This window comes from Variovorax sp. ZS18.2.2, from assembly GCF_024701975.1.
Lineage (GTDB): Bacteria > Pseudomonadota > Gammaproteobacteria > Burkholderiales > Burkholderiaceae_C > Variovorax.
The window spans coordinates 465,134-491,840 of the sequence record NZ_JANLNM010000005.1 but is presented as its reverse complement, the minus strand read 5'-3'; the positions used below and the strand labels follow the sequence as shown (position 1 = coordinate 491,840).

The following is a 26,707-nucleotide window of genomic DNA, read 5'->3' as shown; positions in this document are numbered from 1 at the left end:
ACACCACAGGCGTCTACGAGAGCGACTTCCAGGCCCCTCCGGCGGCGGTGCTGCCGCCGGTGATCCAGTTCATCCCAGATCGCGTGACCAAGGTCGGCCAGCAGGTGTCGTTCCTGGTGGAAGCGTCTAGTCCGCAGGGCACGCCGGTCACGCTGGTGGCGGCCCCCCTGCCCACGGGTGCGAGCTTCACGGCGCAGCCGGCCGATCCAAAGAGTCCGACGGTGGCGCGCGCCTCGTTCAGCTGGACGCCGGGCACGGGTTCGGTGGGCAACTATCTCATCAACTACACGGCCACAGACGGCACGCTGAGCGCCAGCCGCGCGGCGAGCATCAGGGTGGAGAGCGACGAACCGCCGCCAGGGCCGGGCACGCCGACGATCGACAGCCCGCTCTCGGGCGCCTCCGTCACCGGCCTGCGGCCGCTGTTGAAGGTCATGACCTCGGCCGATGCGAGGGACCCGACGACCAAGCTGCAGTTCGAGGTGTATGCCGACGAGGCGATGACGCAAAAGATCGCTTCGGCCGTGGTCGACAAGGCGCCATCCGCGCCGGGCAACGGCGCGGGCACTGTGGTGCAACCCACCGGCTGGCAGGTGCCGGTCGACCTCGGCGACAACACCAAGTACTGGTGGCGCGCCCGCGCCTTCGACGGCAAGACGATCTACAGCCCGTGGGTGAACGGCCGCTTCTTCGTCAACACGGTCAACGATCCGCCGAACAACTTCAATCTGGCGACTCCCGCTGCAGGCTCGGAGGTGATCACGCTCACGCCAACCCTCAGTTGGGCCAACAGCCTCGACAAAGACGGCGATGCGATCACCTACAGCGTTGCCATCTACAAGGACGCCGCGTTGGCCGACATCGTGGTGCAGGTGGAAAACCTGACGGAAACGCCGGGCGGCTCCACGAGCTGGACCGTGTCGAAGCCGCTGACGAACGGCAGCCGTTATTACTGGCGCGTCGTTGCCAAGGACGCAATCGGCGCCCAGACCCCCACACCGGCCCGTCAGTTCACGGTCGTCGTCGGCAATCGGGCCCCTTCGGTGCCCACCATCGTTTCGCCTGCCGTCGGCGGCCAGAGCGCAAGCTCCAACACGGCGCTGACGGTGAGCGGCAGCACCGATCCGGAGAAAGACCCGATCACCTACGTGTTCGAGATCGACACGGTCAACACCTTCAATTCGTCGGCCAAGCAGGCCTCCGGAAAGATCAAGGCGAACAGCGCGGGCGGCGCGAGCTGGACCACCGCGATGTTGGTGGAAAACAAGCGCTACTGGTGGCGTGCGAAGGCGCAGGACGGAAAAACCGAATCGGACTGGGTGGTGGGCGACTTCTTGATGAACGCAGCCAATGATCCGCCGCCCACGCCTACGGTGAAGAACCCGGGCAACGGTGCGTGGGTCGGCTCGACGCAGCCGAGTCTTGAGGTCAACCCCGCGGTCGATCCCGAGGGGGATGCCGTGCACTATGAGTTCTACGGGCAGTACTTCAACTTCGGTTACCCCTTCCGACCGGTAAAGCCGGGCACGCCGACAACGAACCAGACCTGGACGGCGACGTCGTCCACGACCGCTTCGATCGTGCCGATCGAGCTGATCGACAAGAGGGACTATGTCTGGCAGGTCCGTGCGATCGACGCACAGGGTGCCTCCAGTGCGTGGAGCGAGCAGGTGCATCTCTATGTGAGCACCTCCCCATACCAGAACCCGAGCATTGCCGTCACTGCGCCGGCGACGACGATGCCGCCCGACATCCAGAACAGCAACGGCCAGGTAAAGAGCAGCGTGACGATTCGGTGGGAAGGCACGAACCCGAACATGGAACATACCGTGGCGCTCTACTACGGCACCAGCAAGGCCGACTTCAACGGCAACCTGATCCTCGATGGCATTCATGCGCCGGCCGGCACGACGACCGGCGAGTACGTCGTGAACGTGGGCTCCTTGGCGGCGGGGACCTACTATTTCTATGCGGTGATCTATGACGGCAAAGGGATCGGCAAAGCTTATGCGCCCGGAGCGGTGGTGATTTCGGAGGCCCAACCGACCGGTGGCGTTTACGCTGTACAGGGCGGTGTTCCCGACGGATACGTGACAACCGAAAACGGGATGGTTACGCCCCTGCGTCCGGTGCGCGGGATCGCCACTTCCGAAAGCGGAACCAGTGCGGTGGTCGATTTCACATTGGCGAGCAAGCCGACCGCGGAGGTGGTCGTTCCGTTGTCGACGAGCAGCCGAAGCGCCTTGGTATCGCCCGGCAGCCTGGTTTTCACGCCGGAGAACTACTACAAGTACCAACGCGCAACGCTGACAGGGCGCAACAACTGCATTCCCGATGGCGGAACCCGGTATGAGTTGCTGGTGGGCAAGACGAAATCCACCGATCCGAACTACAACGGGATTGTCGGTGCCAAGTCGGTCGTCAGCCCGGACATGAGCGTGCTCAACGCGGACGACAGCAATCTGCCTCCCACGACCGACAACGACAAGCTGCATATCTGCGGATGGACGTTGGTGAGCGAACGCGAGACCGATCAGAAAGCGTGGGAATACACGCTCCGCGCCGAGCTGACCAACACGGGGGAGTCGTTGAAAGGGGTGACTGCTTATCTGGCCGTCAGCAACATGCCCGACGTGAAGATCACGAAGCAATCGCTGGTCTTTGGCGCGGTGGCCGAAGGCGAGACCGTCACGACCACCGACACGGTTGTCTTGCAGTCGAAAACCGCGGTGTCCAAGGAGTCGCTTGTGCAAGGGGGAAATTTCAAATGGCGCGTGGAGCCCAAAAAGCAATGAACTACCAGAGCGTTTCCAGGACGAGTGCCGCTGCAGGCAGGCGCGCTCGGCAAGGTGCAGGGGGCTTCACCCTGCTCGAACTCCTCGTGGTGATCGTGATCATCGGCCTGCTCACCGCCATCGTCGGCCCGCGCTACTTCTCGCAGATCGGAAAGTCCGAGCAGAGCACGGCCAAGGCGCAGATCGATGCGCTGTCGAAAGCGCTCGATGCCTACCGCCTCGACACCGGTCGCTACCCGACCACCGAGCAGGGCCTTCAGGCCCTGGTGGTCAAGCCGAACGGCGAGGCCAAGTGGAACGGCCCCTACATGCAGAAGAAGATTCCGCCCGATCCGTGGGGCAAGGAATACATCTACCGCACGCCGGGGCAGACGGCGGAGTTCGACCTGCTCTCGTACGGCAAGGACGGGCAGGCCGGCGGTGAGAAGGAGAACGCCGATGTGTCCTTTCATTGAGCCGGCAGGTTGTCGATGACGGCTACGGGTGTGCGGCTCCGGGTTCAGGGCCGCGACGGGCAAAGCAGCTGGATGCGCTTTGCCGGGTTGGATGCTGCGGCAGCCACCCGGCAGGCGCGCCGCGACGGCTTGCGCGTGCTCGAGGTCGAAGCCTCGTCCGATGCGGGCGAACCGGCTGGCGATGGATCGAGACACCAGGCCGGCAAGACGGCCGCAGCGACGCGCGGCGCCGTCTTCGACCTGCTGCTGTTCAGCCAGGAAATGCATTCGCTGCTGCAGGCGGGCCTGAATCTGGGCGAGGCGCTCAACACGCTGGTCGAGAAGTCGCAGGGGCCCACGCGTGCGCTGTTGTCCGGCGTCGAGGCGAGCCTGCGCGAGGGCAAGAATTTTTCGGATGTGCTCGAAGCCCATCCACTCCAGTTTCCCGCGGTGTACGTGGCAACGGTCCGCTCCAGCGAGCGCACCGGCAACCTGCCCGAAGCGATGGAGCGTTTCATCGCCTACCAGCAGCAGTTCGACGTGCTGCGCAAGAAGCTGGTGTCGGCGGCCATCTATCCGGCGCTCCTGGTCACGGTGGGCGGGTTCGTCACGCTGTTCCTGCTGGGCTACGTGGTGCCGCGGTTCGCCGCCGTGTATGAAAGCTCGGGCCGTCCGATGCCCTGGGCTTCGGGCGTGCTGCTGTCGATCGGGCACCTGGTCTACGACCACGCGGTGATCGCGATCAGCCTGGTGGCCGCGGTGATCGTGCTGGCGGTGTGGCAATTGCGCCAGGCCGCGACGCGGCAGAAGCTGGTCGAGCTGGCGCTGCGGCTGCCGGGCCTGGCGCCGCGGGCCGACCTGTTCCGGCTGAGCCGCTTCTATCGCGCGCTGAGCCTGCTGCTGTCTTCCGGCATTGCGCTGCCCCGCGCGATGGGCATGGTGGGCGGCTTGCTGAGTTCCGCCCAGCGCAAGGCGCTGGCGGGTGCGCGCGAGCGCATCGAGGAGGGCGGCAGCGTGTCGCAGGCGCTGGTCCAGTTCGGCCTTGCCACGCCGGTCGCGAAGTCGCTGGTCCAGGTGGGTGAGCGTTCGGGCCAGCTCGCGCCGATGTTCGATCGCACGGCGCGCTTTCACGACGAGGAAATGACGCGCTGGATCGACGCCACCTCCAAGCTGCTGGAGCCGGTGCTGATGCTGGCCATCGGCCTGGTCATCGGCCTGGTGGTGGTGCTGATGTACATGCCGATCTTCGAGCTCGCGGGGAGCCTGCAATGAGCACGCCCAACACGGTCGAGCTCGCGCATTCGCTGGGCCTGGTGTGGATGGACATGGCGCGCCTGCGCGAGCTGCGCACGCGCTGGGACGCGGTCGGCTACACCGATGCGGTGGCGCGCAAGATCGCGGTGCTGCAGTCGCCGGTGGACGATCCTGCAGGTGCCAATCAGGTCTACCTTGCGCTGACCGATCACCGCGATGCCGCCGCCGAAACCTGGGGGCTCAACCAATGCCGCCGCCTGGGTATCCGCAACGTGGCGGTCGGGCTCGTCGATGCCGACGACTTCGACGGCCTGCTGGCGCAGCAGGAGCGCCAGATGCGCGCGATGGACGGCTTCCAGGCGGTCGAGTCCGAAGCCGACGACGGCGAACTGGCAGCGCTCATCAGCATGGTCTCGATCCAGCAGGAAACGAGCCCGGTGATCAAGCTGGTCAACTCGACGCTGTACGACGCGCTGAAGCTCAACGCGAGCGACATCCACCTGGAGTGCGATGCGCAAGGGCTGCGCGTGCAGTACCGGCTCGATGGCGTGCTGGTCTCCATCACCGAAGTGTCCGGCGCCGACATGGCCGAGCAGGTGATCCAGCGCGTCAAGGTGATGGCCGAGCTCGACATCGCCGAGCGCCGCATTCCGCAGGACGGACGCTTCAAGGTGCGCGTGAGCGATCGCGACATCGACTTCCGGGTGTCGGTGATGCCGAGCATCTTCGGCGAAGACGCGGTGCTGCGGCTCTTGGATCGCAAGGCCCTGACCGAGCAGGCGCAGAGCCTCACGCTCGAAAGCCTGGGGCTGCGCGAGCAGACCAAGGCCTCGATCCGGCGGCTGGCCAGCAAGCCGCACGGCATGCTGCTGGTGACGGGGCCCACGGGCTCGGGCAAGACGACCACGCTGTACGGAACCATCACCGAGATCCACACCGGCCGCGACAAGATCATCACCATCGAAGACCCGGTCGAGTACCGCCTGCCGCATGTGCTGCAGATCCCGGTGAACGAGAAAAAGGGGCTGACCTTCGCGCGCGGGCTGCGCTCGATCCTCCGCCACGACCCCGACAAGATCATGGTGGGCGAGATCCGCGACGACGAGACCGCGCAGATCGCCGTGCAGGCCGCGCTGACGGGCCACCTGGTGTTCACGACGGTCCACGCCAACAACGTGTTCGACGTGCTCGGGCGCTTCCTTCACATGGGGGTGGACGCCTACAGCTTCTCGGCGGCGCTCAACGGCATCGTGGCGCAGCGGCTGGTGCGCGTGAACTGCCCCGTGTGTTCGGAGCCCGTGGTGCCGACGCCCGAGGCCATGCAGGCCGTGGGTGTCGATGACGCCGCCATCCGCGCCTGGACCCTGCGGGCCGGCAAGGGCTGCGGCCATTGCCGTGGCACCGGATACAAGGGGCGACGGGCCGTGGCCGAGGTGCTGGTGATGAACGACAAGCTGCGCGAGCTGATTGCCGCGCAGGCCTCGATCTCTGTCGTGAAGGAAGAAGCACGGCTGGCCGGCTGGATACCGCTGGCCGACATGGCGCTCGAACTGGTGGCCTCCGGCGAAACGACGCTCGACGAAGTCGCGCGCGTGGCGGGCTAAGTTCATGCCGAAGCCCGTTCTCTACATCTACATCGGCGCCCAACGGCTGCAGGCGGCCTGGGCCGTGCGGCGCGGCGCCGAGTTGCGCATGCTGTTCGACGCGACCTATGAGCAGCCGATCGCCGACGAGCCCCTGGCTTCGATCGACGCATGGCCCGCGGCCGTGTCGAAGGCCATGGAAGCGCTGGGCCGCGGTTGCCAGGCCGAACTCGCATTGCAGCGCGGCGCCGAGCTGCGCGTGCTGGTGTCCGATCAGTGGGTGCCCAGCGCCTCCGTGCCATGGAACGCGGCGCAGTACCGCTCGGGCGCCGCCGTCGCGGCCGCGCGCAGCGAACTTCGCGAAGCGGGGCACGAGGTCCTGTCCGGCGATCTGCTGCGGCTGGACGATGCGCCGCTTCGCCAGCCCCGGCTCGCGGTCTGCTATCCGGCATCGCTGCTCGAACACGTGGACCGGCTGGCTGCGGCGCTGAAGACGCGCCCGCACTCGGTCACGACCTTGTCCGCGCTGGCCTGGCGCGGCAACGATGCGCCCGGGCAGGCGCCCGCGCATTCCGAGCGCGTGTTCGCCATCCTCGAGCCGGGCGACGCATCGGCGCGGCAGGTGATCCTCGTGCGGGGCCAACGGGCCTCGGCATGCATCGACGAGGTGCTGATCCGTCCCTTGCATGCCGGACTTCATCCGGATGGCGCCGGACGGTCCGCGGCGCGCGAGCTGGCCGCGTCCGTCGCGGCCATCGTCCAGCGGCTCGGGTGGAATGCCGTGCCCTCGGCTGCGTCGCCCGAAGTCGCCACGCTGTTTTCCGTGACCGACCTGACGCCGAACGATCCGCTCTCCGGTGCCACCGGCCCGATGGCGTGGTGGGTCACGCCGCAAGGCCGGCGCGATCTGGTGTCGGCGCATGCGCTCGATGCGGTGGCGCGCGCCGCCCGTCCTTCCGCCGTCAAGCTGCTGCTGCTCGCGTGTGTTCTCGGCGGCATCGGCTTGTCGGGTGTGACGCTCTGGCGCAACGAAGCCCGGCTGCAGGAGGCCCTCGACGCGGCCTCGGCGGCCCGTCGCGCGGCCGTGGTGCCCGAAGCGCCGCCGCCGTCCGCGGAGCAGGCCAAGCGGATCGCGGCCGTCAACGCCGTGGTCTCCGAACTCAACATCCCCTTGCCGCGCCTGCTGCGTGCGCTCCAGCCGCCGAAGGACATCCGCGTCGGGCTGCTGGGCCTCGAACTGGTGGCAGGGCGGGAGCGCGGCGCCGGGCCCGGAGGCGCCGTGGATGCGCGCGTGTTGCGCCCAACGCTCAAGGTCCATGCCGAAGCGCCCGCGAGCACCGACATGACGCGCTACGTTGCCTTTCTGTCGGACCGCAAGCCGCTGAATCACGCCTACCTCGTCAGGCACGAGGTGCCGGACAACGCCGCTGCCCAGGCGGGCAGCCCGCGGGCCGCCTACCGTTTCACCGTGGAGGTCGCATGGAAGGACTGACACGCTGGACGCGCCACGCGATGGCCGATGGCTGGTGGCAATGCCGGCGCAGCGCGCATCGGCTCTACCGCATGGCCGGGCCGGACGGCCTTGCGATCCTGCTGGGCCTGCTCGTGATCTGCGGGCTCGCCGCGGCCGTGGTGCAGGTGAGAGAGCAGCGCATCAGTCTGCGAACCGCGGGTGCGGCGGCCGAGACGGGCGAGTCGTTGCCGCGGCCGGTGGCGGAGATGTCCAACCTGCAGAAGTTCGAGCAGGTGCTGCCCGCGCACGACGACATTCCCGAGGTGCTGGAGCGCCTGTTCGAGCTCGGCGTGGAAGAGAAGCTGGTGCTGTCGCGCGGCGAATACCGCGCGCAGAACGACGAGGTCGGCCAGTTCGTGCGCTACAAGATGACCATGCCGATCAAGGGCAACGCGCCCGCGGTCCAGCGCTTCCAGGAGCGTGCGCTGGCCGGCAATCGCAGCCTGGTGTTCGAGTCGGTTCAGTTCAAGCGCGACCGCATCCAGGCCGAGCAGATCGAGGCGATCGTGCAATGGACCCTGATCACCGGCTTGCCCGGCGTGTCCGCTGCGCAGGCGCGCGAGCCGTCCGGCAAGCCGCTGCCGCTGCAAACACCGGAAGGAGGCGCGCCATGACGCAGCGCAGGGTGATGCTGGTGCTGGCCCTCGCGGCCACCCTGCTCGCGGTGTACTTTGCGCCGGCCAAGGAAGATGCCGTGGTGCAGGTCGTCGAACGGCCCGCCGTGTCCGATGCGGCACCGCGTCCGGTGTCGGTGCCGGTTCAGCCTGAAGGCCGACGTTCGGTGGGTGCCGCCGAAGTGCTCGGATTGCGTTCGCGCGACGACCTCGACGGCGACGATTCGAACCTGTTCGCGGCGCTGAGCTGGGAGCCGCCGCCCGCCAGGGTCGAGGCGCCGCCGCCGCCCACGGCCGAATCCGTGGCACCGCGGGCGCCGCCCGCGCCGCTGCAACTGCTGGGCCGCTACCAGGAAGGGGACAGGACAGCCATGTTCGCCACGTTCAATGGCGACAGCGTGGTGCTGTGGCCCGGTGAAAACATCAACCCCGAATGGCGCGTCGACGCCATCGAGGCCGGGCAGGTCGTGCTGACCTATCTGCCGCTCGGGCAGAAGCAAAGCCTGCCGTGGACCGCCTCCCAATGAAAGAAGAAATGACGATGTTCATGCACCCGCGCCCGGAGAAGCGCTGGGCCCGTGTGGTGGGCGCGTGTGCGCCGGCCTGTTTCGTGTTGGCCTGTTTGGTGCTGGCCGGCTGTGCGAGCCAGGTGGCCTTTCGCGACGCCAACCGGCTGCTCACGGAAAACAAGCCCGCCGAAGGAATCGCGAAGCTGGAAGAAGCGGTCAAGCTCGATCCCAAGAACGCCGAGTACCGGGTGGCCTTGTCGACCACCCGTGCCAGCCTGGTCAACCGCTATCTCACGGCGGGCGAGGCCAACCGGCGCGACGGGCGGCTCACCGAGGCGGAGAAGTGGTACCGGCAGGTCATGGTCTACGAACCCGAGAACGCCATGGCGCGCCAGGGCCTGGAGCTGCTGGTCGTCGAGCGCAAGCACCGGCTCGTGGTGGTCGAGGGCGAAGCCCTGCTGAAGAAGGGCAAGCCCGAAGACCTGGTCATGGCGCTGGACATGCTGCGCCCGGTGCTGAACGAGAACCCGCGGCAGCGCGAGGCGCTGAACCTCAAGGAGCGCATCGACGAAGCCCAGAACAAGCTGGCCAAGCCCGAGGCCAAGCTCGCCGAGAGCTTCCGCAAGACGATCACGCTGGAGTTCCGCGACGCGCCGCTGCGCACGGTGTTCGACGTGATCGCCAAGGTGTCGAGCCTGAACTTCTTCTTCGACAAGGACATCCGTCCCGACCTGAAGGCGAACATCATGGCGCGCAACACCACCATCGAGGATGCGGTGCGCCTGCTGATGGTGACGAACCAGCTCGAGCAGAAGATCCTGAACGAGAACTCGGTGCTCATCTACCCGAGCACGCCGCAGAAGCTGAAGGACTACCAGACGCTGTCGGTGCGCACCTTCTACCTGGCCAACGCCGATGTGAAGGCGGTGTCGAACACCATCAAGACCATCGTCAAGACCAAGGACCTGGTGATCGACGAGCGGCTCGGCCTGATCATCATGCGCGACACGCCCGACGCCATCCGCATGGCCGAGCGCATCGTGGCCCTGCAGGACCTGACCGATCCGGAAGTGATGCTCGAAGTGGAGGTGGTCGAGATGAAGCGCTCGCGCCTGCTCGAGCTGGGCATCGACTGGCCCGGCCAGTTGTCGCTGTCGCCGCTGCAGATCGACGGCGCGCCGCTGGTGCTCAGGGACCTGGGCAATCTCAACCGCAGGAACCTCAAGGTGGGAGGGACCCCGAGCGTCTCGATCAATGCGAACAAGGACGACGCGGACGTGAGCATCCTTGCGAACCCCAGGATCCGTGTGCGCAACAAGGAGAAGGCCAAGATCCTGATCGGCGACCGGGTGCCGGTGATCACGACGACATCGAACGTGACCGGCTTCGTGTCGGAGTCGATCAACTACCTGGACGTGGGCCTCAAGCTGGAGGTCGAGCCCACCATCTACCTGGACGAAGAGGTGGCGATCAAGGTCAACCTCGAAGTCTCCAGCCTCGTGAAGGAAATCGTCAGCAAGTCGGGCTCGCAGGCCTACCAGATCGGCACGCGCGGCGCGAGCACCGTGCTGCGGCTGAAGGACGGCGAGACGCAGATCCTGGCGGGCCTGATCAGCGACGAAGACCGTTCCAGCTCGAACAAGATCCCCGGGCTGGGCGAGATGCCGGTGGCTGGGCGCCTGTTCGGAAGCCAGAAGGACGACACGCTGCGCAGCGAGATCCTGCTGTCCATCACGCCGCGCGTGGTGCGCTCGATTCGCCGGCCCGATCTGCAGTCGGCCGAGTTCGAGTCCGGTACCGAAAGCAACATCGGTGCGAGGCCGCTTCAGTTCACGGGCGGAGCGCCCGATGCACCGAAGGCTGTCGCTGCGCCGCCGGCGGCTGCAGCTCCTGTCGGTGCGGGCGCCGCCGCTGGCGCCGTGGCGCCGGGTGCCGGCGCGGCAAGCGCAGTGGCGCCCGTGAACGCTGCGCCGCAGCAGCCCAACAAGGCGGCGCCTGCGCCGCAAGGCGCGCCCGCAACCGGTGCCGTCAGCCTGAGCTGGCAGGCGCCCGCGCAGGTGAAGGTGGGCGAGCAGTTCAGCGCAGTGCTGCGCGTCAACAGCCAGCAGGCCCTGCGCGGCCTGCCGCTGCTCGTGGGCTTCGATCCGCAGCTGATGCAGGTCGTGAGCGCGCAGGAGGGCGACTTCTTCCGGCAGGCCGGCGGCAAGAGCACCTTCAACCAGCGCGTCGACGGCGTGCTGGGCAAGGTGTTCATCGCGGCCCTGCGCGAGAACCCGGCCGGCGGCGAGGCCGGCATCAATGGCACCGGCAGCGTGGCCACGCTCACCTTCAAGGCCGTCAAGGCCAGTGCCGGCGCGAAGCTCCAGTTGCTGTCGGCCACGCCGGAGCCGGCATCGGCATCGCCGGTGGCCGTGCCGGTGGAACAGGTGTTCAAAATTGTTCCGTAGCGCCCATCCTGCGCGTGGCTTCACCTTCGTGGAGCTGCTCGTGACGCTCGCCATCATGGCCGTGCTGGCGACCGTGGCGGTGCCGCTGGCGCAGGTGAGCGTGCAGCGCCAGAAGGAGCAGGAACTGCGGGCCTCGCTGATGCAGATCCGCGAAGCGCTGGACGCCTACAAGCGCGCGTCCGACCAGGGGCGCATTCAGATGAAGCTCGGCGAGAGCGGCTTTCCGAAGTCGCTCGACGACCTCTGGCAGGGCGTGCCCGACCAGCGCAGCCCGAACCAGCAGAAGCTCTACTTCCTGCGGTCGCTGCCGCGCGACCCGACCTTCGCGGACGCCCGGACACCCGCCGCGCAGACCTGGGGCCTGCGCAGCTACAGCTCGCCGCCGGATGCGCCGGCCGAAGGAGACGATGTGTTCGATGTTTATTCCAAGTCGAAGAAGACCGGCCTCAACGGGGTTGAGTACGCGTTGTGGTGATCGTCCGCATCGCCTGGAGACGGAGCGTGCCCGCCCGAATGAAAACTCGATAGGCAACAAACATGTCAAAAACCATTCAAATTTCCGAAGCCCCTTACCTCTGGAGCGTGATCATTGCGACGGCCATCTGCTTGTTGCAGAGCTATTGGAAGGGCAGCGAAAAGCTACTGATATGCGCAGTGCTTATTGCGCCCCTGAGCCTGCTTTTCCTAGGAAAAACGAGCATCGGTCCGCGTTTCATTGCACGTTCTTCTCCCTGGGGGCGGCGGATCATCAGCTGGGGAGAGGTCACCCATATCGAGGTGTTGCCGGGTTGGTACTGGATCGTTTTGCACGGGGAGAACAAGCGACTCGGAATCGTTGGGCCGAGCTTGTTCGAGTGGCAAACACAAAATGAAGACGACGAACTGCCAGCTTGGTATCTGGAGGAGCTTGCGCTGGAAAGGGATATTCCAATCTCGGTCAATTGGTTCGCGTTGTTCAAGCGGTCTCGCGGGACATGACAGTTGCCAAATGCCGGGTGCGTTGTTCGCGCGCGTGCGCGTCCACCGCAAGAAAAGTCGCGCGCCGCGCGGGCTTCACCCTGATCGAACTGCTCGTGGTGTTGTCGATCGTCGCGCTGCTTCTGACCATCGCCGCGCCGCGCTACTTCGGATCGATCGACAAGTCCAAGGACCAGGTGCTGCAGGAGAACCTGCGCGTCGTGCGCATCACGCTGGACAAGTTCTATGCGGACAAGGGGCGCTGGCCGAAGACGCTCGACGAACTGGTCGAGCAGCGCTACCTGCACGCGGTGCCCACGGACCCGGTGACCGAGTCGCGCACCAGCTGGATCCTGCTGCCCTCGCAGAACACCGAGGAAACCGGGATCGCCGGCATCAAGAGCGGGGCGTCCGGCGCCACCAAGGACGGCCGTTCGTATGAGAGCTTCTGACGGTCGATCCCGTGGGACGCCCGCATCCGCGCAGCGGGGGTTCACCTACATCTGGATGCTGCTGCTGATCGCGCTCATGGGTGTCGGCATGACCGTGGCCGCCGATGTGCAGACGACCGTCAGCCAGCGCGACAGAGAGAAAGAGCTGCTCGCCATCGGGCGCCAGTTCCGCACCGCGCTCGCCAGTTACTACGCGGCCCGGCTGCCGACGGCCGGTGCTGCCGGCGGCCTGCCGCTGCCCTCGGGCATGGGGCCTGGCCAACCCGTTTCAGGGCTGCCGCCTGCCGCCGGTGGTGGCGGCGGCGCGAATTTTCCTGGCGCAGGCGGCCAGCCCGCGCTGCCGCCGCAGAACGATCCGAGCGGCTATCCCGCCAGCCTCGAGGCCCTGCTGAAGGACGAACGCTTTCCCGGCATCCGCCGCCATCTGCGCAAGGTGTTCGTCGATCCGATGACCGGCAAGGCCGAATGGGGACTGGTCCAGGTGTCGGGCCGCATCGTCGGCATTCATTCGCTCTCGACGGCCATGCCGATCAAGCAAGCGGGCTTCGAAGGCGACGAGCAGGCCTTCACGGGCGCGCAAAGCTATGCCGAATGGATCTTCGGTCCGCTCGCCCAGATGCCAACGCCGGCCGGAGGCAAGACGATCGGGTCGACCTCCGCCACATCGCTTCCCTCTTTTTCGACGACGCCTTTCTCCGCGTCCCCACGACCTTGAACCGAGCCGAGGTGCCCATGCACAACAGGAAGATTTCTCTCACCCTCACCGTGTCGTTCGCCGCTGCCTTGTCGGCGATGTTGCTTTGCGTGCCTGCGAGCGCGCAGACGGATTCGGGGCTGCCGTCCATCCTGCGGGACATGCCCCAGTCGGGTTCGATGTGCAAGAACGAGCGGCTGCCCGGTGCCGCGTTGTCCGGTAGTGGGCGAGCCGACGGCGGCCTGGAGGCGGGCTGCGCGCTGCCGGCCTCGGCAGCCACCGCCTTCCTGCAAAAGAACGGCGCCACGGTCATCGACACGCGCCACGAGAGCGACTTCCTGCAGTTCCATATCGCGAACGCCATGAGCGTCGACGCGGCAAGCATCCGGCTCAAGACGCACCTGCGCGACAAGCCCTTGCTGCTGGTGGGCGATGGCAAGTCCGACCGCGAGCTCTACGGGGCCTGCGGGCGGCTGCGGGCCCAGGGCTTCAAGTCGGTCCAGGTGCTGATGGGCGGCATGGCCGGCTACCTCGCGAAGGAGCTGCCCGTGAGCGGCCACGGCGCGCCCGATGCCTTCGAGTCCGCGCAACTCGACCCCGCGCAACTGTGGGCGCAGAGCCAGTTTCCCGAAAGCCTGGTCGTCGTCATGAACAGCCCGGCATCGGCCGAACTCCTGCCGCTGGCGCCGCGGGTGTCCATCTCCTCGGACACAGCGCTGCGAGCCCTCGCCGGCGCCGTGGAGCGACGCCGCAAGGAGCAGAAGACGGTGCTTGCCAATGTGACGGTGGTGGTCGACGGTGCGATGTCCGAGGCCACGTTCCGCCAGTACAGCCAGGTGGTGGCTCCCACGCCGCTGCTGGTGTACACGGGCGGCGCCCCCGCGTTGAAGGGCTTCCTGCGCTCGCAGGAGGCCGCATGGGCCGCACATGCCCGCGGACCCAAGCAACCGCGCTGCGGTTGAAGTGGCCATGCAGCGGCGTGCGTGGATCAGGGCGGCCGGCGTACTGGCCGGCGGCGCCCTCATGCCAATGTGCAGCAGCCTTGCCGCGCAGGGGGAGTTGCAGCTTCGCTTCAACTTCGGCATGAACAACCCCGGCGCGACCGACCTGCCGGTCCAGCGGCTCTGGATGTACCTGCCCGTGCGCCGGAACGCCTGGTGGACGCTGGACGGCGTCGAGACCGGCCTGCCGCACGAACTGCAGAGCGATCCGCTGGGGCACACCATCCTCTTCGTTGCCATCGACAGGCTCGGCGCGTACGCGCGACGCGTGGCGGCGCTGACGGTCAACCTGAAGCAAAGCGCGGCGCCGTTGCCCGCGGCCAGGGATGCGCGGGACTGGCTGGCGCCGGAGCGCTACATCGAATCGGACCACGAAGCGATCGCCGCGCAGGCACTGGCGCTGAAGTCCGCGACCGATGCGCAAACCCTGCGCAACATCTACGACTTCGTTGCCGCGAGCATGGATTACGCGGGCTACATGCCGGAGGACTTCGGCGCCCTCTATGCGCTGCGCCAACGGCGCGGAGATTGTTCCGAATACGCCTGCCTCGTCGTGGCCCTGTGCCGTGCATCGGGCATCCCGGCCCGCATGGTCGAAGGCTATGTCACGGACCGCAGCTTCGCGCCCCGGCCGATGGATTTCCACGATTGGGCCGAAGTGCTGGTCGACGGGCAGTGGCGGGTCGTCGATGCGCAGAAGAGAGCCCTGATGGAGCGGGACGCCCACTACATCGCGTTCCGCTACTACCGCGACAAGGCACTGAACGGCGTGGGGCTGGCGCATCGCTACCGCATCGACGGCGAGATGGAATTCAGCGTCTAGCAACGCCGATCCGCAGGGCAAACAGGAGCCCCGCAAAAAAGCGGGGAAAATCCCGCCAGCACTGTCGTTCGGGCACTTCTGCCCGCGACAACTTCATTCTTCTGAAGAACACCAGTTTCATGTTCCCGCACCGGCTGCATGCGTGGCTGCTCGGACACCTCTCGAAATACCGCGCCGCCCCGCTGTGGGCGAACGTGGTGCTGGCCGCTTCCCTCGCCCTCCTGGCGGTCATGATCGTCTTCTTCGGCGGCTCGTCCGCCGCGCCGGGCGTGCCGGCAACGCAGATCACCCATGCCGACTGGCAGGTCACCGAAGCACCGGGCTTTCGAGAACCCTCGATCGTCATGGACAGCCGGGCCTTGCCCGACACCTGGCAGCCCATCGAGCTGCCCCTGTCCCTGCCCATCGCGCTGCTGCGCCAGGCCGACGGCCGCTTCATCGCCAGCGCGACCCGCACCACCTGGCTGCGCGTGTCCGTGCGCGACCTGCCCGTTTCCACCGGCCCGCTTGCGCTGTACGGCGTGCGCATCAAGACCGACGGCACCATCGCGGTGTATGCCGACGGCCGGCTGGTTCATCGCGCGCAGGAAAAAGGGCCGCTGTGGAACAGCACCCGCACCCCGCTGTGGGTGGTGATCGAGAAGACGCCCGATGCGGTGCCGCTCAAGGAAATCCTCATCCGCCTGGAGCACACGCGCAATGCGCAGGTGGCGGTGTCCTCGCTGTGGCTGGGCCCGGTCGATTCGCTGAAGGACCGCTACAACAAGCGCCTGTGGTTCCAGCAGGACCTGCCCGCCATGCTCGGCGCTGCCTTCATGGCCGTGGGCCTGTTCGCGCTGTTCGTGTGGTTCAGGCGCCGGCATGAAACCGGCTACCTGCTTTTCTTCAACCTCGCGACCACCTCGTTCCTGCGGAGCCTGCATTTCTACGTGGGCCTGCCGGTGGCCAACGACTGGTTCGCCTGGTTGACGGTCAACTCGCTGTTCTGGCTGGTCGCGGTGGTGCACTTCGCGCTGCGCCAGTTGCATGGCCATCCGCTCAAGTGGCTGACGTACGGGGTCGTCGGCTGGACCGTGCTGATCGGCGTGCTGACCCTGCCGGGTCTTTCGATACTGAGGAACACGCCGCAGGTCACGCCGCTCATCTACGTCGGCGCGGCCCTCATGGGCAGTGCCGTCGCGCTGGTGGGCGGCGTCAGTGCCTGGCGGCGCTCGAACGAGGGCCGGCTGGTGGCCGTCGGCATCGGCATGTGCGTGCTGCTGGGCCTGTCCGACTGGCTGCTGCAGAACAACTTCGTGAGCCCCGAGGGCTGGTACCTGGGTGCCTACACCAACGCCGTCACCTTCACGGTCTTCGGCGCGCTGATGTACCGGCGCTACGTCAACGCCATCGCGGAGGTGGAGCTGGTCAACGCCAGCCTGGCCGAGCGCCTGCAGGTCCGCGAGGCCGAGCTCGAACAGAGCCACCGCCGGCTGCGCGAGGTGGAGAAGCGCCAGACCATCGGCGACGAGCGCCAGCGCCTGATGCAGGACATGCACGACGGCCTGGGCTCATCGCTCATCAGCGCGATCCGCTCGGTGGAGAACGGGCGCCTCAGCGACGAGAAGGTGTCGCACATCCTCAGAAGCTGCCTGGACGACCTGAAGCTCACCATCGATTCGATGGAGCCGCTCGAGGACGACCTGCTGCTCCTGCTGGCCACGCTGCGCTACCGCCTCGGCCCCCGGCTCGAGGGGTCCGGCGTCACGCTGCGGTGGGAGGTGCAGGAGATTCCCCCGATCGACTGGCTCGACCCGACCAGCGCGCTGCACATCCTGCGCATCGTGCAGGAGAGCATCGCCAACATCCTGCGCCACACCCGCGCCACCGAGATCCGCGTGGGCACCGTGCCCGAGGCCGAGGGTGTGCGCGTGACCATCGAGGACAACGGCCAGGGCGGCTTCGATGTCGACAAGGCGATGGCCGAGGCCGGCGGGCGCGGCATGCAGAACCAGCTGCGCCGCGCGCAGGCCGTCGGCGGGGGCGTCAGCTGGCGCTCGGGGCCGAGCGGCACGCTGTTCACGCTGTGGCTGCCGTTGCAGCGCAAGCCGCGGAAGGCTTGAAGCCCGCGCTCAGTCGGCGCCCGCGTGCCCCTGGTGCTGGGGCAGGTCGTCGTTGATGGTGAACCACGGCGCCTTCGAGCCGACGAAGATGTGCGCGCTGGGGCGGATGGACGGATCGTCCACCAGCGTGCCCAGGGTGACGTGCACGAACATGCCCTCGCGCACCACTGAATACAGGAACGAGCCGCACTTGCCGCAGTGGATGTCGCCGGCGTTTTCCTCGCCGTGGATCAACAGCGTGTCGCCGCCCTGCGTGATCGCCAGCTTGTGCCGCTCGATGCCGGCGAAGGGCTTGAAGGCCGAGCCCGTCGCACGTCGGCAGTCCGCGCAGTGGCAGTTGAGGGCGTAGGTGAACGCGTCGGCCACCGCGTAGTGGACGGCGCCGCACAGGCACTTGCCGGCGAGCGTGCGGACGGTGGTTGTCCCGGGGCTTGTCACCGGTGTCTCTCGTAAGCGAAGAAGGCTTCAGCCCGCCAGGCCCACGTACACGTTCTGCACATCGTCGTTCGCGTCGATGGCCGCCAGGAAGACTTCGACTTCCTCCAGGTCCGCGGCGCTCAGGCTGGCCGGATCGACCGGGTTCTTCGGCTTGTAGCCGAGCTTGGCCGAGAGCACGGTGAAGCCCTGCGCCGGCAGCGCGCGGCTCACGAGGTCCAGGTCGGTCGGGTCGGTCAGGAACACGGTGGCATTGCTTTCGCCGGCCGGCTCGAAGTCCTGCGCGCCGGCTTCGATGGCGGCGACCTCGGGGTCGGCCGTGGCATTCGCGGGCTCGGCTTCGATCATGCCGACGTGGTCGAAGTCCCACGACACCGAGCCCGAGGTGCCCAGTTGGCCCTTGCGGAACAGCACGCGCATTTCAGGCGCGGTGCGGTTCACGTTGTCGGTCAGGCACTCGACCATCACCGGCACGCGGTGCGGCGCGAAGCCTTCGTAGATCACATGCTCGAAATGCACCGCCTCGCCCGTGAGGCCTGCGCCCTTCTTGATGGCGCGGTCCAGCGTGTCCTTGGGCATCGAGACCTTGCGGGCCTGCTCCACCACCAGCCGCAGGCGCGAATTGGAGGCCGGGTCGGCGCCGTTGCGCGCGGCCATCATGATTTCCTTGGCCAGTTTTCCGAACAGGCGGCCCTTGGCATTGGCGGCCAGGTCCTTGTGCTTTGCTTTCCACTGTGCGCCCATGGCGGATGTTCCTTGTATGTTGTGTACGGTGCCTTGCCTGGCGCTCGGGCCTGAACGGCGGGATGACCGGTTTGGGGCGACAACTGTAGCCGGAGCGCGCCAGGGGTGGAACCACAGGCTGCGGACTCCCTGGCGACAGCCGCCGGCCGGGCGCAACCAGATACTTGGTGCATGCACACACAGCCCCTGTTTTCGGTGGAGGCACGGCACGAGCTTCTGCGGCTCATGAGCGCCTATCCCCTGGCGACCCTGGTCACCGTGGCAGACGGCGCTGCAGAGGCCAACCTGCTCCCGCTGGAGGTCTGCGACATCGGCGTTCACGGAACGCTCCGGGGCCATGTTGCAAGAAGCCACGCGCTGTTCACAGGCGTTCCGGACGGCAGCCGGGTGACGGCCGTGTTCCAGAGTCCGAACGCCTACATCTCGCCGCGCTGGTACGTCAACGGACAGCGCAGCGGCCGGCTGGCGCCCAGCTGGAACTATGCGGCAGTCCAGGCACAGGGCGTCCTGCGGTTCGTCGACGACCCGGCCTGGGTGCTGGCCCACCTGGCCTCGCTCACCGCGTCGCAGGAGGCAGGGCGCGCCGAACCCTGGTCGCTGGACGATGCATCGCAGGAATTCGTGCAGGACGCGTCGCAACGGCTGGTGGGCTTCGAGATCGACATCCAGTCGTTGACCGGCAAGCGGTTCCTGTCGCAGCAACGCACCGAGGCCGACCGGCGCAGCCTGATCGAACACCTGGCCCTCGAAAACGCTCCCTCGGCACGCGCCGTGGCGTCGTTGATCGTGCCCTGACGACGCGCAAGCGGTTCACGCCTGGACCGCAGTTTTCTCCAAGTCCTGGATGCAAGGCGCCACTACGCTTGCCTCATTCCTCCACGCATCCAGGTCAATCCGCCATGCCATCCATCGACACACGACAACAGCAGACAGAACACTTCCATCGACTCCACGCCGGCCCCGATCCGCTGGTGCTCGTGAACGCGTGGGACGCGGTCAGCGCGCGCATCGTCGAGCGCGCCGGGGCCAAAGCCATCGCCACCACCAGCGCGGGCATCGCCTGGGCGCTCGGTTATGCGGACGGCGAGCGCGTGCCGGTGGGCGAACTGCTGGCGGCCACCGCGCGCATCTGCCGCGTGACTAGCGTGCCGGTCACGGTCGACATCGAACGCGGCTTCGGCGACAGCACCGAGGCCGTGCGCGACGTGGTGCGCGCGTTCATCGACATGGGCGCGGTGGGCATCAACATCGAAGACGGCACGCTGCCCGGCACGCGGGAGCTCGCGCCGCCGGAAATCCTGTGCGAGCGGATCGAGGCGCTGCGCCGGCTCGATGCGCGCTTCTTCATCAACGCCCGCACCGACACCTACTTCGTCGCCAACGACGACCCCGCCGCGCGCTACGAAGACACGCTGCGGCGCGCCCGTCTCTACGCATCGGCCGGCGCCGATGGCATCTTCGTGCCGGGCATGTCGAAGCTGGAGGAAATCGCGGGTCTCGCTGCGGCGGCGCCCTTGCCGGTGAACGTCTATGCGGGCCACACCCAGGCGCCGCCGGTCGCGGTGCTCGCAGGCGCGGGTGCGCGCCGCATCAGCCTGGGCTGCGGCCCGCTGCAGGCGGCGCTCGGACTGCTCGACCGAATCGCCGCCGAGGCCTTCGACGGCAGCGACGCCGGCTTTCGCGTGATGGGCGCCGGGATGCTGTCCGCAGGCGAGATCAACGCACTTTTTTCCGGCGGGTCCTGAGAAAAAGGCCGCAGGAAAGGCTTGGGGTACAGTGGCGACCCCTTGCCGCAGCCGACCTCCACCGACCCCCTCGTCCCGTACAGCATTCGCCTCGAATCGGTCACGCTGGTTCGCGGCGAACAGCGCGTTTTCGACGGGCTGACGCTCAGCCTCGACGAAGCGCGCATCGGCCTCGTCGGCGACAACGGCGCGGGCAAGAGCAGCCTGTTTCGCCTCATCAGCGGGCTCGACCAGCCGCAGCAGGGGCGCGTCGTGGTGCATGGCTGCGATACGCAGGGGACGCAGGCCGACCGCCGCCAGCTCTCGCAGCACGTGGGGCTGATGTTCCAGAACCCCGACGACCAGATCATCTTTCCCACCGTGGCCGAGGAGCTTGCGTTCAGCCTCACGGCGCGCGGCGAAACACGGCAGGCGGCGCGCGAGCGGGCGCGCGAATTCCTGGCCGAACGCGGACTCGCGGCGTGGGCCGGGCGCGCCATCGGCGAACTGAGCCAGGGGCAGCGGCAGCAGGTGTGCCTGCTCGCGCTGCAGATCGGCCAGCCCGCCACGCTGCTGCTCGACGAACCGTTTGCAAGCCTCGACCTGCTGAGCCAGTCGCGGCTCGCGGCGCAGCTCGAAGCCACCGGCCAGCAGATCGTCGTCTCCACGCACCTGCTCGAGCATGTGTACGACTTCGAGCGCGTGCTGTGGCTCGAACAGGGCAGGGTGCGCGCCGACGGGCCGGGCCGCGAAGTCTGCGAGGCCTATGCCGAGAACGTGCGCCAGCGCGCCGAGGCCGAGCGGGGCGCGCGGCATGCGTAGCCTTTACTCGTCGCATCCGACCTGGATGCATGCGCTGCCGGCGTGGGTCAAGCTCGCGGCGCTTTCGGTGTGCGGCACGCTGCTGGTGCTGGTCGAGCGGCCCGTTCACCTGGGCATCGCCTGCATCGTGGTGCTGCTGCTCTTCGCTTCGCTCGGCCGCACGGCGTGGCTGCGCGTGCGGATGCTGGTGGGCATCGCGATCGGCTGCGCGCTGATCGTCGGCTTTCACTGGTTCCTGGGCACGACCTTGCTTGGCGTGGCGAGCGCGCTGCGCCTGGCCAGCGCGGCCGTGCTCGCGCTGATGCTCACGCTCACCACGCGCTTCGAAGACCTGCTGGCCGTGCTCGAGACCGTGATGCAGCCGCTGCAGCGTTTCGGCGTGCCGACCGAGCGGATCGCGCTCGGCATCGGCCTGATGCTGCGCTTTGCCGAGAACTTCTACGTGCAATGGCAGCGCCTGGACGACGCCTACCGCGCCCGCGCCGGCCATGGCGGCGGGCTGCGCCTCTTGGCGCCGCTGACCATCCGCACGCTGCAGACTGCCGAGCGGGTGGCCGATGCGCTGGCCGCGCGGCTGGGGCGCTAGTGCGCGCGGCGCAGAATCCGACGAACACCCCTCTCCCGAATCCCGACATGACCACCACCGGCTCCATCACCTCGTCCCGCTCGCTCTCGTACATCGCGCTGTTCGCCGCGCTGATGGCGGTGTTCGGCCTGATCCCGAAGGTCGATCTGCCGTTCGGCGTGCCGATCACGCTGCAGTCGCTGGGCGTGATGCTGGCCGGCTGCCTGCTGGGGCCGCGGCGCGGCTTCTTCGCGATTGCGCTGTTCCTGCTGGCGGTGGCGCTCGGGCTGCCGCTGCTGCCGGGCGGGCGCGGCGGGCTGGCGGTGTTCGTCGCGCCGGCCGGGGGCTTTCTGTTCGGCTGGATGTTCGGCGCTTTCGCCTGCGGCCTCCTGATGCGCCGCATGGCGGGCGCGACCGGCAAGGGGTTGCTAGCAGCGGCTTTTCTCGCGTCCGTGGTCGGCGGGATCGTCGTGGTCTATGCCTTCGGCATCGTCGGGCTCTCGCTGATCGCCCACATGTCGCTCACGCAGGCGGCGCTGGCGATGCTGGTCTTCATTCCGGGCGACCTCATCAAGTGCGGCATCTGCGCGATGCTCGTGCAGACGGTGATGCGCGGCATGCCGAGCTGGCGGCTCGACCGCGACTGACCAGCGCTACAGCCCGCGCCGCTTGAACACGGTGCGCGAGAGGTAGTCCTTGCGCGGGCCCTTCACCAGGTGCTCGATGGCGAACGAGCCGTCCGCGCGGAACCGGTAGACGCTGTCGTACTGGTCGGCAACGCAGAGGTGGCCGGCCGATCCGACGAGTTCGTCGCCTTCGCGCGCGATGGCGATGTCATGAAAGAGCCGCAGCGGGACTTCGGCAAAGAAGACCGAGAAGCCGTCGGGGCTGCGTTCGAAGACGTACTCGCGGTGCCCGTCGAACGCCTGCCCGTCGGGCAGCTGGATCCGGCCCTCTTCGCGGTATTTCAGCGGGCCGGCGTCGAGCCGCACGAATCGGGCGGCCCCGACCATCGTGGCCTTGCCCTCGATGAGGCGGTCCAGGTCCCAGGCGCCTTCCAGCAGATCGAAGACCGTGTCCGGCGTGCCCCAGGAAGCAAGGGGCGGGAGAGGCGTCGTTTCCATGCGCGAACTGTAGGTCAAGCCAAAGTTCTCTGACGTTTGAGCATTGATTGTTTCCGTTCTGTGAACGCCGCGGTTCCTTTCGCTAAGGGTTTTTACGTAGATGGCGCCGCACAATACATCCACAGACCGGCCCCCAAGCCGATCTGGGTGAACAGGGCCCCGAGCGAGGTGGCCGCCCCCGGAGGGACGGTGACCCACCCAAGACCGGTTCGAAATCATCCGAAGCAAAAACTGAACTGAATTGAAGGAAATCCAAATGACTGCCTCGAAGATCCTCTCCGCCGTTGCTGTTGCCCTGATGGCTGTTGCCGGTGCCGCCCACGCTGAAAGCTATGACGGCGTGCATCAACTGACCTCGGCCGCCGCCCGCGCCGACGTCGCCGGCCAGGCCGTGGTTGCCGCGCACAGCGCCAACCCGTACGCCACCGGTGCCAATGCAGGCCCTGCGCAAGTGTTCGTCTCGTCGACCAGCCGCGCTGCCGTCCGTTCGGAAGCCGTTGCCGCCGCACACAGCGCCGATCCGTACGCCGAAGGCGCATCGGCTGGCGTGGCCCCGCTGGTCGCCAGCACCGTGGATCGCAATGCCGTCCGCGCCGCAGCCCGCGCTGCCGCCCGTGGCGACGCACTGCCGCTGTAATCCTCGGCGAGCGCAAGCTCCGAAAGCCGGCCATGCGAAAGCATGGGCCGGCTTTTTCTTTGTTGTCTTGTCTTCGGCCGCCCGCGCCATGCAGCGCGACGGATGGATGAAGGCGTGGCCATGAAAAGGGAGCCCGCGGGGCATGCCATGCCGCGCACGGCCGTCTGATAAGCTGCCTTCGCCTCCCACCGACCCGTTCCTTCCACACCCTGTCTGTCCTTGCGAACGCATCGCGCATGTCGTCCGAAGAAACCCTGCGCCGCTGGCGCCTGATCCTCGGCCGCTACGCGGCGCAACCGCTCTCGCAGGCGGAGTTCTCGTCGGGCGACTGGAAGCTCGACCAGGCCCTCGAATACCTCTACGGCCGGGAGTACGAAGGCCGTGGCCTCGCCAGGCCCAGCGGCGGCGGCGGTCCGGGGTCGCTCGACCCCAGCCAGCTGCGTGCGGTCGACTGGCTCAACCGCTCGCGCAAGCTCTTTCCGCAGGACGTGTTCGAGCGCATGCAGACGCAGGCCATCGACCGCTACCAGCTCACCGACCTGCTCAACGACCCCGCTGTGCTGCGCTCGCTCGACGCCACGCCCGGTCTCGCCAAGGCGCTGCTGGGCATGCGCGGGCGGCTCTCCAGCCAGATGCGCGACGCGGTGCGCGAGGTGATCCAGAAGACCGTCGACGAGATCACCCGCAAGCTCAAGAACGATTTCGTCAACGCGCTGGTCGGCCGGCGCAACCGCATGCGCCGCTCGCACATCAAGAGCGCGCAGAACTTCGACGCGCGCGCCACCATCGCGGCCAACCTGAAGCACTACGACGTGGAGCGCAAGCAGATCGTCATCGAGCAGCCGCGCTTCAACGCGCGCGTGAAGCGCAACCTGCCCTGGGACGTGGTGCTGTGCGTGGACCAGAGCGGCTCGATGATGGATTCGGTGATCTACAGCGCGGTCATCGCCGGCATCATGAGTTCGCTGCCCGCGGTGCGCGTGAAGCTGGTGGTGTTCGACACCGCGGTGGTCGACCTCACCCACATGGCGCACGACCCGGTCGAGGTGCTGCTCACCGTGCAGCTGGGCGGCGGCACCGACATCGGCCGCGCGGTGGCGTACTGCGAGTCGCTGGTGGGCAACCCGCAGCGCACGGTGTTCGCGCTCATCAGCGACTTCATGGAAGGCGCGGCGCCGGGGCCGCTGCTGGCTGCGGTGCAGCGCATGGCGCAATCGCGCGTCACGTTGCTCGGGCTGGCGGCGCTCGACGAATCGGCCAACCCGGTGTACGACCGGCAGATGGCGCAGCGCCTTGCCGACAAGGGCATGCACGTGGCGGCGCTCACGCCGACGCACTTCGCGCAATGGCTCGCGGAGGTGATGAACTGATGGCCTGGTACGACGGCTACCGCGCCTACGACGACGACACGCTCGCCACGCTCGCGAACCCCGGCCTGCTGCGCCGCGCCGCGAAGGATGTGGAGGCCGGCAAGGTCGCATGGGCCGAGCAAGGCGAAGCCGGGGGCGTGGCCGGCGTGGCCGGCGTGGTTATGGCCGACGGCCAGCGCGTGCAGCTCGATGCGCGCGGCCCGCAGCAGGCGCGTTGCGACTGCCCGGCGCCGGGCATCTGCAAGCACATCCTCGGCGCGGCGCTGTGGCTGCGCGCGCTGGAGCCGGCTGCAGCGGGAGCGGGCGATGCGATCGCGGCGCAGCAAGAAAACGCAACGCCCGCCGGCCCCGATCCGCTCGCGGAAATCCTCGCGCTCGACGCCGCGGCGCTCTTCAAGGCCGCGGGCGTCGCCGCCGTGCGCCGTGCCGCGGCTGCGGCCAGCGGCGCCGTCGAATGGCGCGTGCAGGGCGGCGCGCTCGTCATGGACCTGCCCGAACTCGGTGCCTCGTGCCGCTGGGTCGCGGGCGCGGGCTATGCGGGCATGGTCTCCGAGGTGCCGGCCGCCGAGCGCAAGGCGGTGCACCTCATCGCCATCGCCGCGCTGCGCAGCGCGCACGGCCAGCCCTTCGCGTGGCCCGAAGGCGCGCAGCCCGCACCGGTCGAAGACACCGCGCGACTGGGCGACCGCGAGCGCGCCTTTCTGCGGCAGGTCGAATCGATGCTGCAGGAGCTGCTGACCGGCGGCCTCTCGCATGTGAGCGAGCTGACCTCGGCGCGCCTGCTCGCGCTCAACATGTCGGCGCGCGGCGAAGGCCTGCCGCGCCTCGCGGCGCTGCTGCGCAACCTTGGCGGCACGGTCGACCTGCTGGTGCGGCGCGACCACCGCGCGGAGGAGCGCGATGCCTTCGCGCTCATGGCGCGCATCCATGCGCTGTGCGCGGCGCTGGCGCGGGCCGAGGGCGATCTGGCCGCGGCCCTGCGCGGCCGGCTGCGCCGCGACTTCGACGAAACCGCCGCGCTCGACCTGCTGCCGCTCGGTGCCCACTGGTGGCAGACGCGCGGCGGCGCGCGCGGCCTCACGGTGGCGTTCTGGGACCTGGCCGGCGCGCGCCTGCTGCAGGCCTCGCTGGCGCGACCCGACGGCACCGACACCGCCTTCACCCGCAGCGGCGCATGGTCCGCGAACGCGCTGTGGCCGGGCGCCGGCGCGGCACAGAGCGTATGCCAGACCGCCGTGCGGCTCGAACAGCCACGCCTGGCCGAAGACGGCCGCCTCGCGCTCGGCGGCGCCACGCGCGCCCAGCCTCTGCCGGCCTGGGACGCCGACGATCCGCGCCTTGCGGCCATCGGCTGCGGCAACTGGGCCGAACTCGGCGACCGCCTGCGCGCCGCCACCGGCCTTGCGGCCGAGCCCTTCGATGCGGTGCTGCTGCGCCCGGCCGACACCCGGCTGCCGGTGCTCGACGAAGCCCGGCAGCGCCTCGACTGGCTGGTGCAGGACGACGCGGGCCAGTGGCTGCGACTGGGTATTCCGGTCGGCCCCGAGCACCGGGAGCGCGTCGACAACCTCGACCGCTTCACCGCGCGCCGCGCGCCGGTGCACGCGGTGCTGGTGCGCATCGAGCGGTCGGCCGCCAGCACCGAGCTCATGCCCATCGCGGTGCTCAGTACCGACGCGAAGAAGAAGCTGCAGGCGGTGTCGCTCGACTTCGCCGACGAAGCCGCGCGCACCACCTCGCTGGCCAACCGCATCCTGCGCATGTTCGAGGCGCGCCAGCAGCAGCGACAAGCCGCGCCGATGGGCGCGCCCACGCTCTCGGCACGCCTGCTCGCGCCGGTGATCGACGTGGCCGAGACCCAGGCCGCGACCGGCCGCATGGCGTTGACGGCGCCGCAGCGCCAGCGGCTGCACGAGGCGCTCGACCGCACCGGCTCGATCGGCCTGGAGGTGCTGGCGAACGCATTGCGCGCGCACCTCGCCGCGCCGGCCGCGGTGCCGCTGCTGAAGCTGGGCTTTCTCTGCCAGCTGCTGGGCGAGCTCGACGGGCTGCCGGAACACCGCGAAGCACAGGCGATTTAGAACCTTTGGTTGCGGGTATTTCCACTG

Annotated in this window: 26 protein-coding genes; 23 read left to right on the top strand and 3 right to left on the bottom strand. The window is 68.1% G+C overall.

Translation table 11 applies throughout. The annotated features are described in order from the left end of the window. From NU688_RS21520 to NU688_RS21450, 15 genes are all read left to right on the top strand, one after another. Positions 1–2,795, top strand: a 2,795-nt coding sequence (locus NU688_RS21520) for a hypothetical protein (RefSeq protein ID WP_257862825.1), incomplete at its 5' end; no start/stop codon positions are given. Further along, positions 2,792–3,250 carry a type II secretion system major pseudopilin GspG gene (gspG, locus tag NU688_RS21515; RefSeq protein WP_257862824.1) on the top strand — a complete coding sequence of 153 codons (459 nt, stop codon included), beginning with the start codon at positions 2,792–2,794 and terminating at the stop codon, positions 3,248–3,250. The genes NU688_RS21520 and gspG, both read left to right, overlap by 4 nt. Before the next feature lie 15 nt (positions 3,251–3,265). Then, the gene (locus tag NU688_RS21510; protein WP_257862823.1) at positions 3,266–4,501 is read left to right on the top strand and encodes a type II secretion system F family protein; all 1,236 of its coding nucleotides are present in this window, start codon (positions 3,266–3,268) and stop codon (positions 4,499–4,501) included. Further along, positions 4,498–6,087, top strand: a complete 1,590-nt coding sequence (locus NU688_RS21505) for a GspE/PulE family protein (RefSeq protein WP_257862822.1) — start codon at positions 4,498–4,500, stop codon at positions 6,085–6,087. The genes NU688_RS21510 and NU688_RS21505 overlap by 4 nt, the downstream gene beginning before the upstream one ends. Before the next feature lie 4 nt (positions 6,088–6,091). Next, on the top strand, positions 6,092–7,558 hold the full coding sequence (locus tag NU688_RS21500; RefSeq protein WP_257862821.1) for a hypothetical protein: 1,467 nt from the start codon (positions 6,092–6,094) through the stop codon (positions 7,556–7,558). Next, the gene (locus NU688_RS21495; RefSeq protein WP_257862820.1) at positions 7,546–8,193 is read left to right on the top strand and encodes a hypothetical protein; all 648 of its coding nucleotides are present in this window, start codon (positions 7,546–7,548) and stop codon (positions 8,191–8,193) included. The genes NU688_RS21500 and NU688_RS21495 overlap by 13 nt, the downstream gene beginning before the upstream one ends. Further along, positions 8,190–8,720: a hypothetical protein gene (locus NU688_RS21490; RefSeq protein ID WP_257862819.1), complete on the top strand. Its 531-nt coding sequence runs from the start codon at positions 8,190–8,192 to the stop codon at positions 8,718–8,720. Before NU688_RS21495 ends, NU688_RS21490 begins: the two co-directional genes overlap by 4 nt. 8 nt (positions 8,721–8,728) lie before the next feature. Continuing rightward, entirely contained in the window at positions 8,729–11,149 is a 2,421-nt protein-coding gene (locus NU688_RS21485; protein WP_257862818.1) for a secretin N-terminal domain-containing protein, read from the top strand. Next, positions 11,139–11,624: a type II secretion system protein gene (locus NU688_RS21480; RefSeq protein ID WP_374684670.1), complete on the top strand. Its 486-nt coding sequence runs from the start codon at positions 11,139–11,141 to the stop codon at positions 11,622–11,624. The genes NU688_RS21485 and NU688_RS21480 overlap by 11 nt, the downstream gene beginning before the upstream one ends. A gap of 62 nt (positions 11,625–11,686) precedes the next feature. Continuing rightward, the gene (locus NU688_RS21475; protein WP_257862817.1) at positions 11,687–12,127 is read left to right on the top strand and encodes a hypothetical protein; all 441 of its coding nucleotides are present in this window, start codon (positions 11,687–11,689) and stop codon (positions 12,125–12,127) included. Next, on the top strand, positions 12,124–12,558 hold the full coding sequence (locus NU688_RS21470; RefSeq protein WP_257862816.1) for a type II secretion system protein: 435 nt from the start codon (positions 12,124–12,126) through the stop codon (positions 12,556–12,558). Before NU688_RS21475 ends, NU688_RS21470 begins: the two co-directional genes overlap by 4 nt. Next, a complete protein-coding gene (locus tag NU688_RS21465; protein ID WP_257862815.1) occupies positions 12,545–13,273 on the top strand; it encodes a type II secretion system protein in 729 nt (242 codons plus the stop codon). The genes NU688_RS21470 and NU688_RS21465 overlap by 14 nt, the downstream gene beginning before the upstream one ends. Before the next feature lie 17 nt (positions 13,274–13,290). Then, on the top strand, positions 13,291–14,214 hold the full coding sequence (locus tag NU688_RS21460; protein WP_257862814.1) for a rhodanese-like domain-containing protein: 924 nt from the start codon (positions 13,291–13,293) through the stop codon (positions 14,212–14,214). Next, positions 14,180–15,076: a transglutaminase family protein gene (locus tag NU688_RS21455; protein WP_257862813.1), complete on the top strand. Its 897-nt coding sequence runs from the start codon at positions 14,180–14,182 to the stop codon at positions 15,074–15,076. Before NU688_RS21460 ends, NU688_RS21455 begins: the two co-directional genes overlap by 35 nt. Before the next feature lie 119 nt (positions 15,077–15,195). Beyond that, positions 15,196–17,178, top strand: coding sequence for an ATP-binding protein (locus NU688_RS21450; protein WP_374684669.1), 1,983 nt, complete (start codon positions 15,196–15,198; stop codon positions 17,176–17,178). 9 nt (positions 17,179–17,187) lie between these two features. Here the strand turns inward: NU688_RS21450 and NU688_RS21445 are convergent, their stop codons facing one another. Next, positions 17,188–17,616: a GFA family protein gene (locus tag NU688_RS21445; protein ID WP_257862812.1), complete on the bottom strand. Its 429-nt coding sequence runs from the start codon at positions 17,614–17,616 to the stop codon at positions 17,188–17,190. Between the two features lie 27 nt (positions 17,617–17,643). Next, positions 17,644–18,357, bottom strand: a complete 714-nt coding sequence (locus NU688_RS21440; protein ID WP_206176824.1) for a YebC/PmpR family DNA-binding transcriptional regulator — start codon at positions 18,355–18,357, stop codon at positions 17,644–17,646. A gap of 171 nt (positions 18,358–18,528) precedes the next feature. On the opposite strand from NU688_RS21440, the gene NU688_RS21435 reads away from it, so the two are divergent. From NU688_RS21435 to NU688_RS21415, 5 genes are all read left to right on the top strand, one after another. Further along, positions 18,529–19,152, top strand: a complete 624-nt coding sequence (locus tag NU688_RS21435) for an FMN-binding negative transcriptional regulator (protein ID WP_257862811.1) — start codon at positions 18,529–18,531, stop codon at positions 19,150–19,152. Between the two features lie 104 nt (positions 19,153–19,256). Next, positions 19,257–20,102: an isocitrate lyase/phosphoenolpyruvate mutase family protein gene (locus NU688_RS21430; protein ID WP_257862810.1), complete on the top strand. Its 846-nt coding sequence runs from the start codon at positions 19,257–19,259 to the stop codon at positions 20,100–20,102. Between the two features lie 42 nt (positions 20,103–20,144). Further along, positions 20,145–20,903, top strand: a complete 759-nt coding sequence (locus NU688_RS21425) for an energy-coupling factor ABC transporter ATP-binding protein (RefSeq protein WP_257862809.1) — start codon at positions 20,145–20,147, stop codon at positions 20,901–20,903. After that, on the top strand, positions 20,896–21,489 hold the full coding sequence (locus NU688_RS21420; RefSeq protein ID WP_257862808.1) for an energy-coupling factor transporter transmembrane protein EcfT: 594 nt from the start codon (positions 20,896–20,898) through the stop codon (positions 21,487–21,489). The genes NU688_RS21425 and NU688_RS21420 overlap by 8 nt, the downstream gene beginning before the upstream one ends. Positions 21,490–21,536: 47 nt before the next feature. Then, entirely contained in the window at positions 21,537–22,115 is a 579-nt protein-coding gene (locus NU688_RS21415) for a biotin transporter BioY (RefSeq protein WP_257862807.1), read from the top strand. Between the two features lie 6 nt (positions 22,116–22,121). On the opposite strand, the gene NU688_RS21410 is transcribed toward NU688_RS21415, so the two are convergent. Next, complete coding sequence (locus NU688_RS21410; RefSeq protein ID WP_257862806.1) at positions 22,122–22,592, bottom strand: DUF6314 family protein; 471 nt, start codon at positions 22,590–22,592, stop codon at positions 22,122–22,124. A gap of 256 nt (positions 22,593–22,848) precedes the next feature. Here NU688_RS21410 and NU688_RS21405 point away from each other — a divergent pair, with 256 nt between their 5' ends. The 3 genes from NU688_RS21405 to NU688_RS21395 all read left to right on the top strand — a co-directional run bounded on the left by NU688_RS21405 (position 22,849) and on the right by NU688_RS21395 (position 26,680). Continuing rightward, a complete protein-coding gene (locus tag NU688_RS21405) occupies positions 22,849–23,229 on the top strand; it encodes a helicase SNF2 (protein ID WP_257862805.1) in 381 nt (126 codons plus the stop codon). 236 nt (positions 23,230–23,465) lie between these two features. Continuing rightward, a complete protein-coding gene (locus NU688_RS21400; protein ID WP_257862804.1) occupies positions 23,466–24,599 on the top strand; it encodes a VWA domain-containing protein in 1,134 nt (377 codons plus the stop codon). Then, positions 24,575–26,680 carry an SWIM zinc finger family protein gene (locus tag NU688_RS21395; RefSeq protein WP_257862803.1) on the top strand — a complete coding sequence of 702 codons (2,106 nt, stop codon included), beginning with the start codon at positions 24,575–24,577 and terminating at the stop codon, positions 26,678–26,680. The genes NU688_RS21400 and NU688_RS21395 overlap by 25 nt, the downstream gene beginning before the upstream one ends. Positions 26,681–26,707 lie beyond the last annotated feature (27 nt).

Excerpts from the sequence above, each read along its gene's own strand:
- gspG (WP_257862824.1), top strand. The coding sequence starts at position 2,792 with ATGAACTACCAGAGCGTTTCCAGGACGAGTGCCGCTGCAGGCAGGCGC.
- NU688_RS21510 (WP_257862823.1), top strand. The coding sequence starts at position 3,266 with ATGACGGCTACGGGTGTGCGGCTCCGGGTTCAGGGCCGCGACGGGCAA.
- NU688_RS21505 (WP_257862822.1), top strand. The coding sequence starts at position 4,498 with ATGAGCACGCCCAACACGGTCGAGCTCGCGCATTCGCTGGGCCTGGTG.
- NU688_RS21500 (WP_257862821.1), top strand. The coding sequence starts at position 6,092 with ATGCCGAAGCCCGTTCTCTACATCTACATCGGCGCCCAACGGCTGCAG.
- NU688_RS21495 (WP_257862820.1), top strand. The coding sequence starts at position 7,546 with ATGGAAGGACTGACACGCTGGACGCGCCACGCGATGGCCGATGGCTGG.
- NU688_RS21490 (WP_257862819.1), top strand. The coding sequence starts at position 8,190 with ATGACGCAGCGCAGGGTGATGCTGGTGCTGGCCCTCGCGGCCACCCTG.
- NU688_RS21485 (WP_257862818.1), top strand. The coding sequence starts at position 8,729 with ATGACGATGTTCATGCACCCGCGCCCGGAGAAGCGCTGGGCCCGTGTG.
- NU688_RS21475 (WP_257862817.1), top strand. The coding sequence starts at position 11,687 with ATGTCAAAAACCATTCAAATTTCCGAAGCCCCTTACCTCTGGAGCGTG.
- NU688_RS21470 (WP_257862816.1), top strand. The coding sequence starts at position 12,124 with ATGACAGTTGCCAAATGCCGGGTGCGTTGTTCGCGCGCGTGCGCGTCC.
- NU688_RS21465 (WP_257862815.1), top strand. The coding sequence starts at position 12,545 with ATGAGAGCTTCTGACGGTCGATCCCGTGGGACGCCCGCATCCGCGCAG.
- NU688_RS21460 (WP_257862814.1), top strand. The coding sequence starts at position 13,291 with ATGCACAACAGGAAGATTTCTCTCACCCTCACCGTGTCGTTCGCCGCT.
- NU688_RS21455 (WP_257862813.1), top strand. The coding sequence starts at position 14,180 with ATGCCCGCGGACCCAAGCAACCGCGCTGCGGTTGAAGTGGCCATGCAG.
- NU688_RS21450 (WP_374684669.1), top strand. The coding sequence starts at position 15,196 with ATGTTCCCGCACCGGCTGCATGCGTGGCTGCTCGGACACCTCTCGAAA.
- NU688_RS21440 (WP_206176824.1), bottom strand. The coding sequence starts at position 18,357 with ATGGGCGCACAGTGGAAAGCAAAGCACAAGGACCTGGCCGCCAATGCC.
- NU688_RS21435 (WP_257862811.1), top strand. The coding sequence starts at position 18,529 with ATGCACACACAGCCCCTGTTTTCGGTGGAGGCACGGCACGAGCTTCTG.
- NU688_RS21430 (WP_257862810.1), top strand. The coding sequence starts at position 19,257 with ATGCCATCCATCGACACACGACAACAGCAGACAGAACACTTCCATCGA.
- NU688_RS21420 (WP_257862808.1), top strand. The coding sequence starts at position 20,896 with ATGCGTAGCCTTTACTCGTCGCATCCGACCTGGATGCATGCGCTGCCG.
- NU688_RS21415 (WP_257862807.1), top strand. The coding sequence starts at position 21,537 with ATGACCACCACCGGCTCCATCACCTCGTCCCGCTCGCTCTCGTACATC.
- NU688_RS21410 (WP_257862806.1), bottom strand. The coding sequence starts at position 22,592 with ATGGAAACGACGCCTCTCCCGCCCCTTGCTTCCTGGGGCACGCCGGAC.
- NU688_RS21405 (WP_257862805.1), top strand. The coding sequence starts at position 22,849 with ATGACTGCCTCGAAGATCCTCTCCGCCGTTGCTGTTGCCCTGATGGCT.
- NU688_RS21400 (WP_257862804.1), top strand. The coding sequence starts at position 23,466 with ATGTCGTCCGAAGAAACCCTGCGCCGCTGGCGCCTGATCCTCGGCCGC.
- NU688_RS21395 (WP_257862803.1), top strand. The coding sequence starts at position 24,575 with ATGGCTCGCGGAGGTGATGAACTGATGGCCTGGTACGACGGCTACCGC.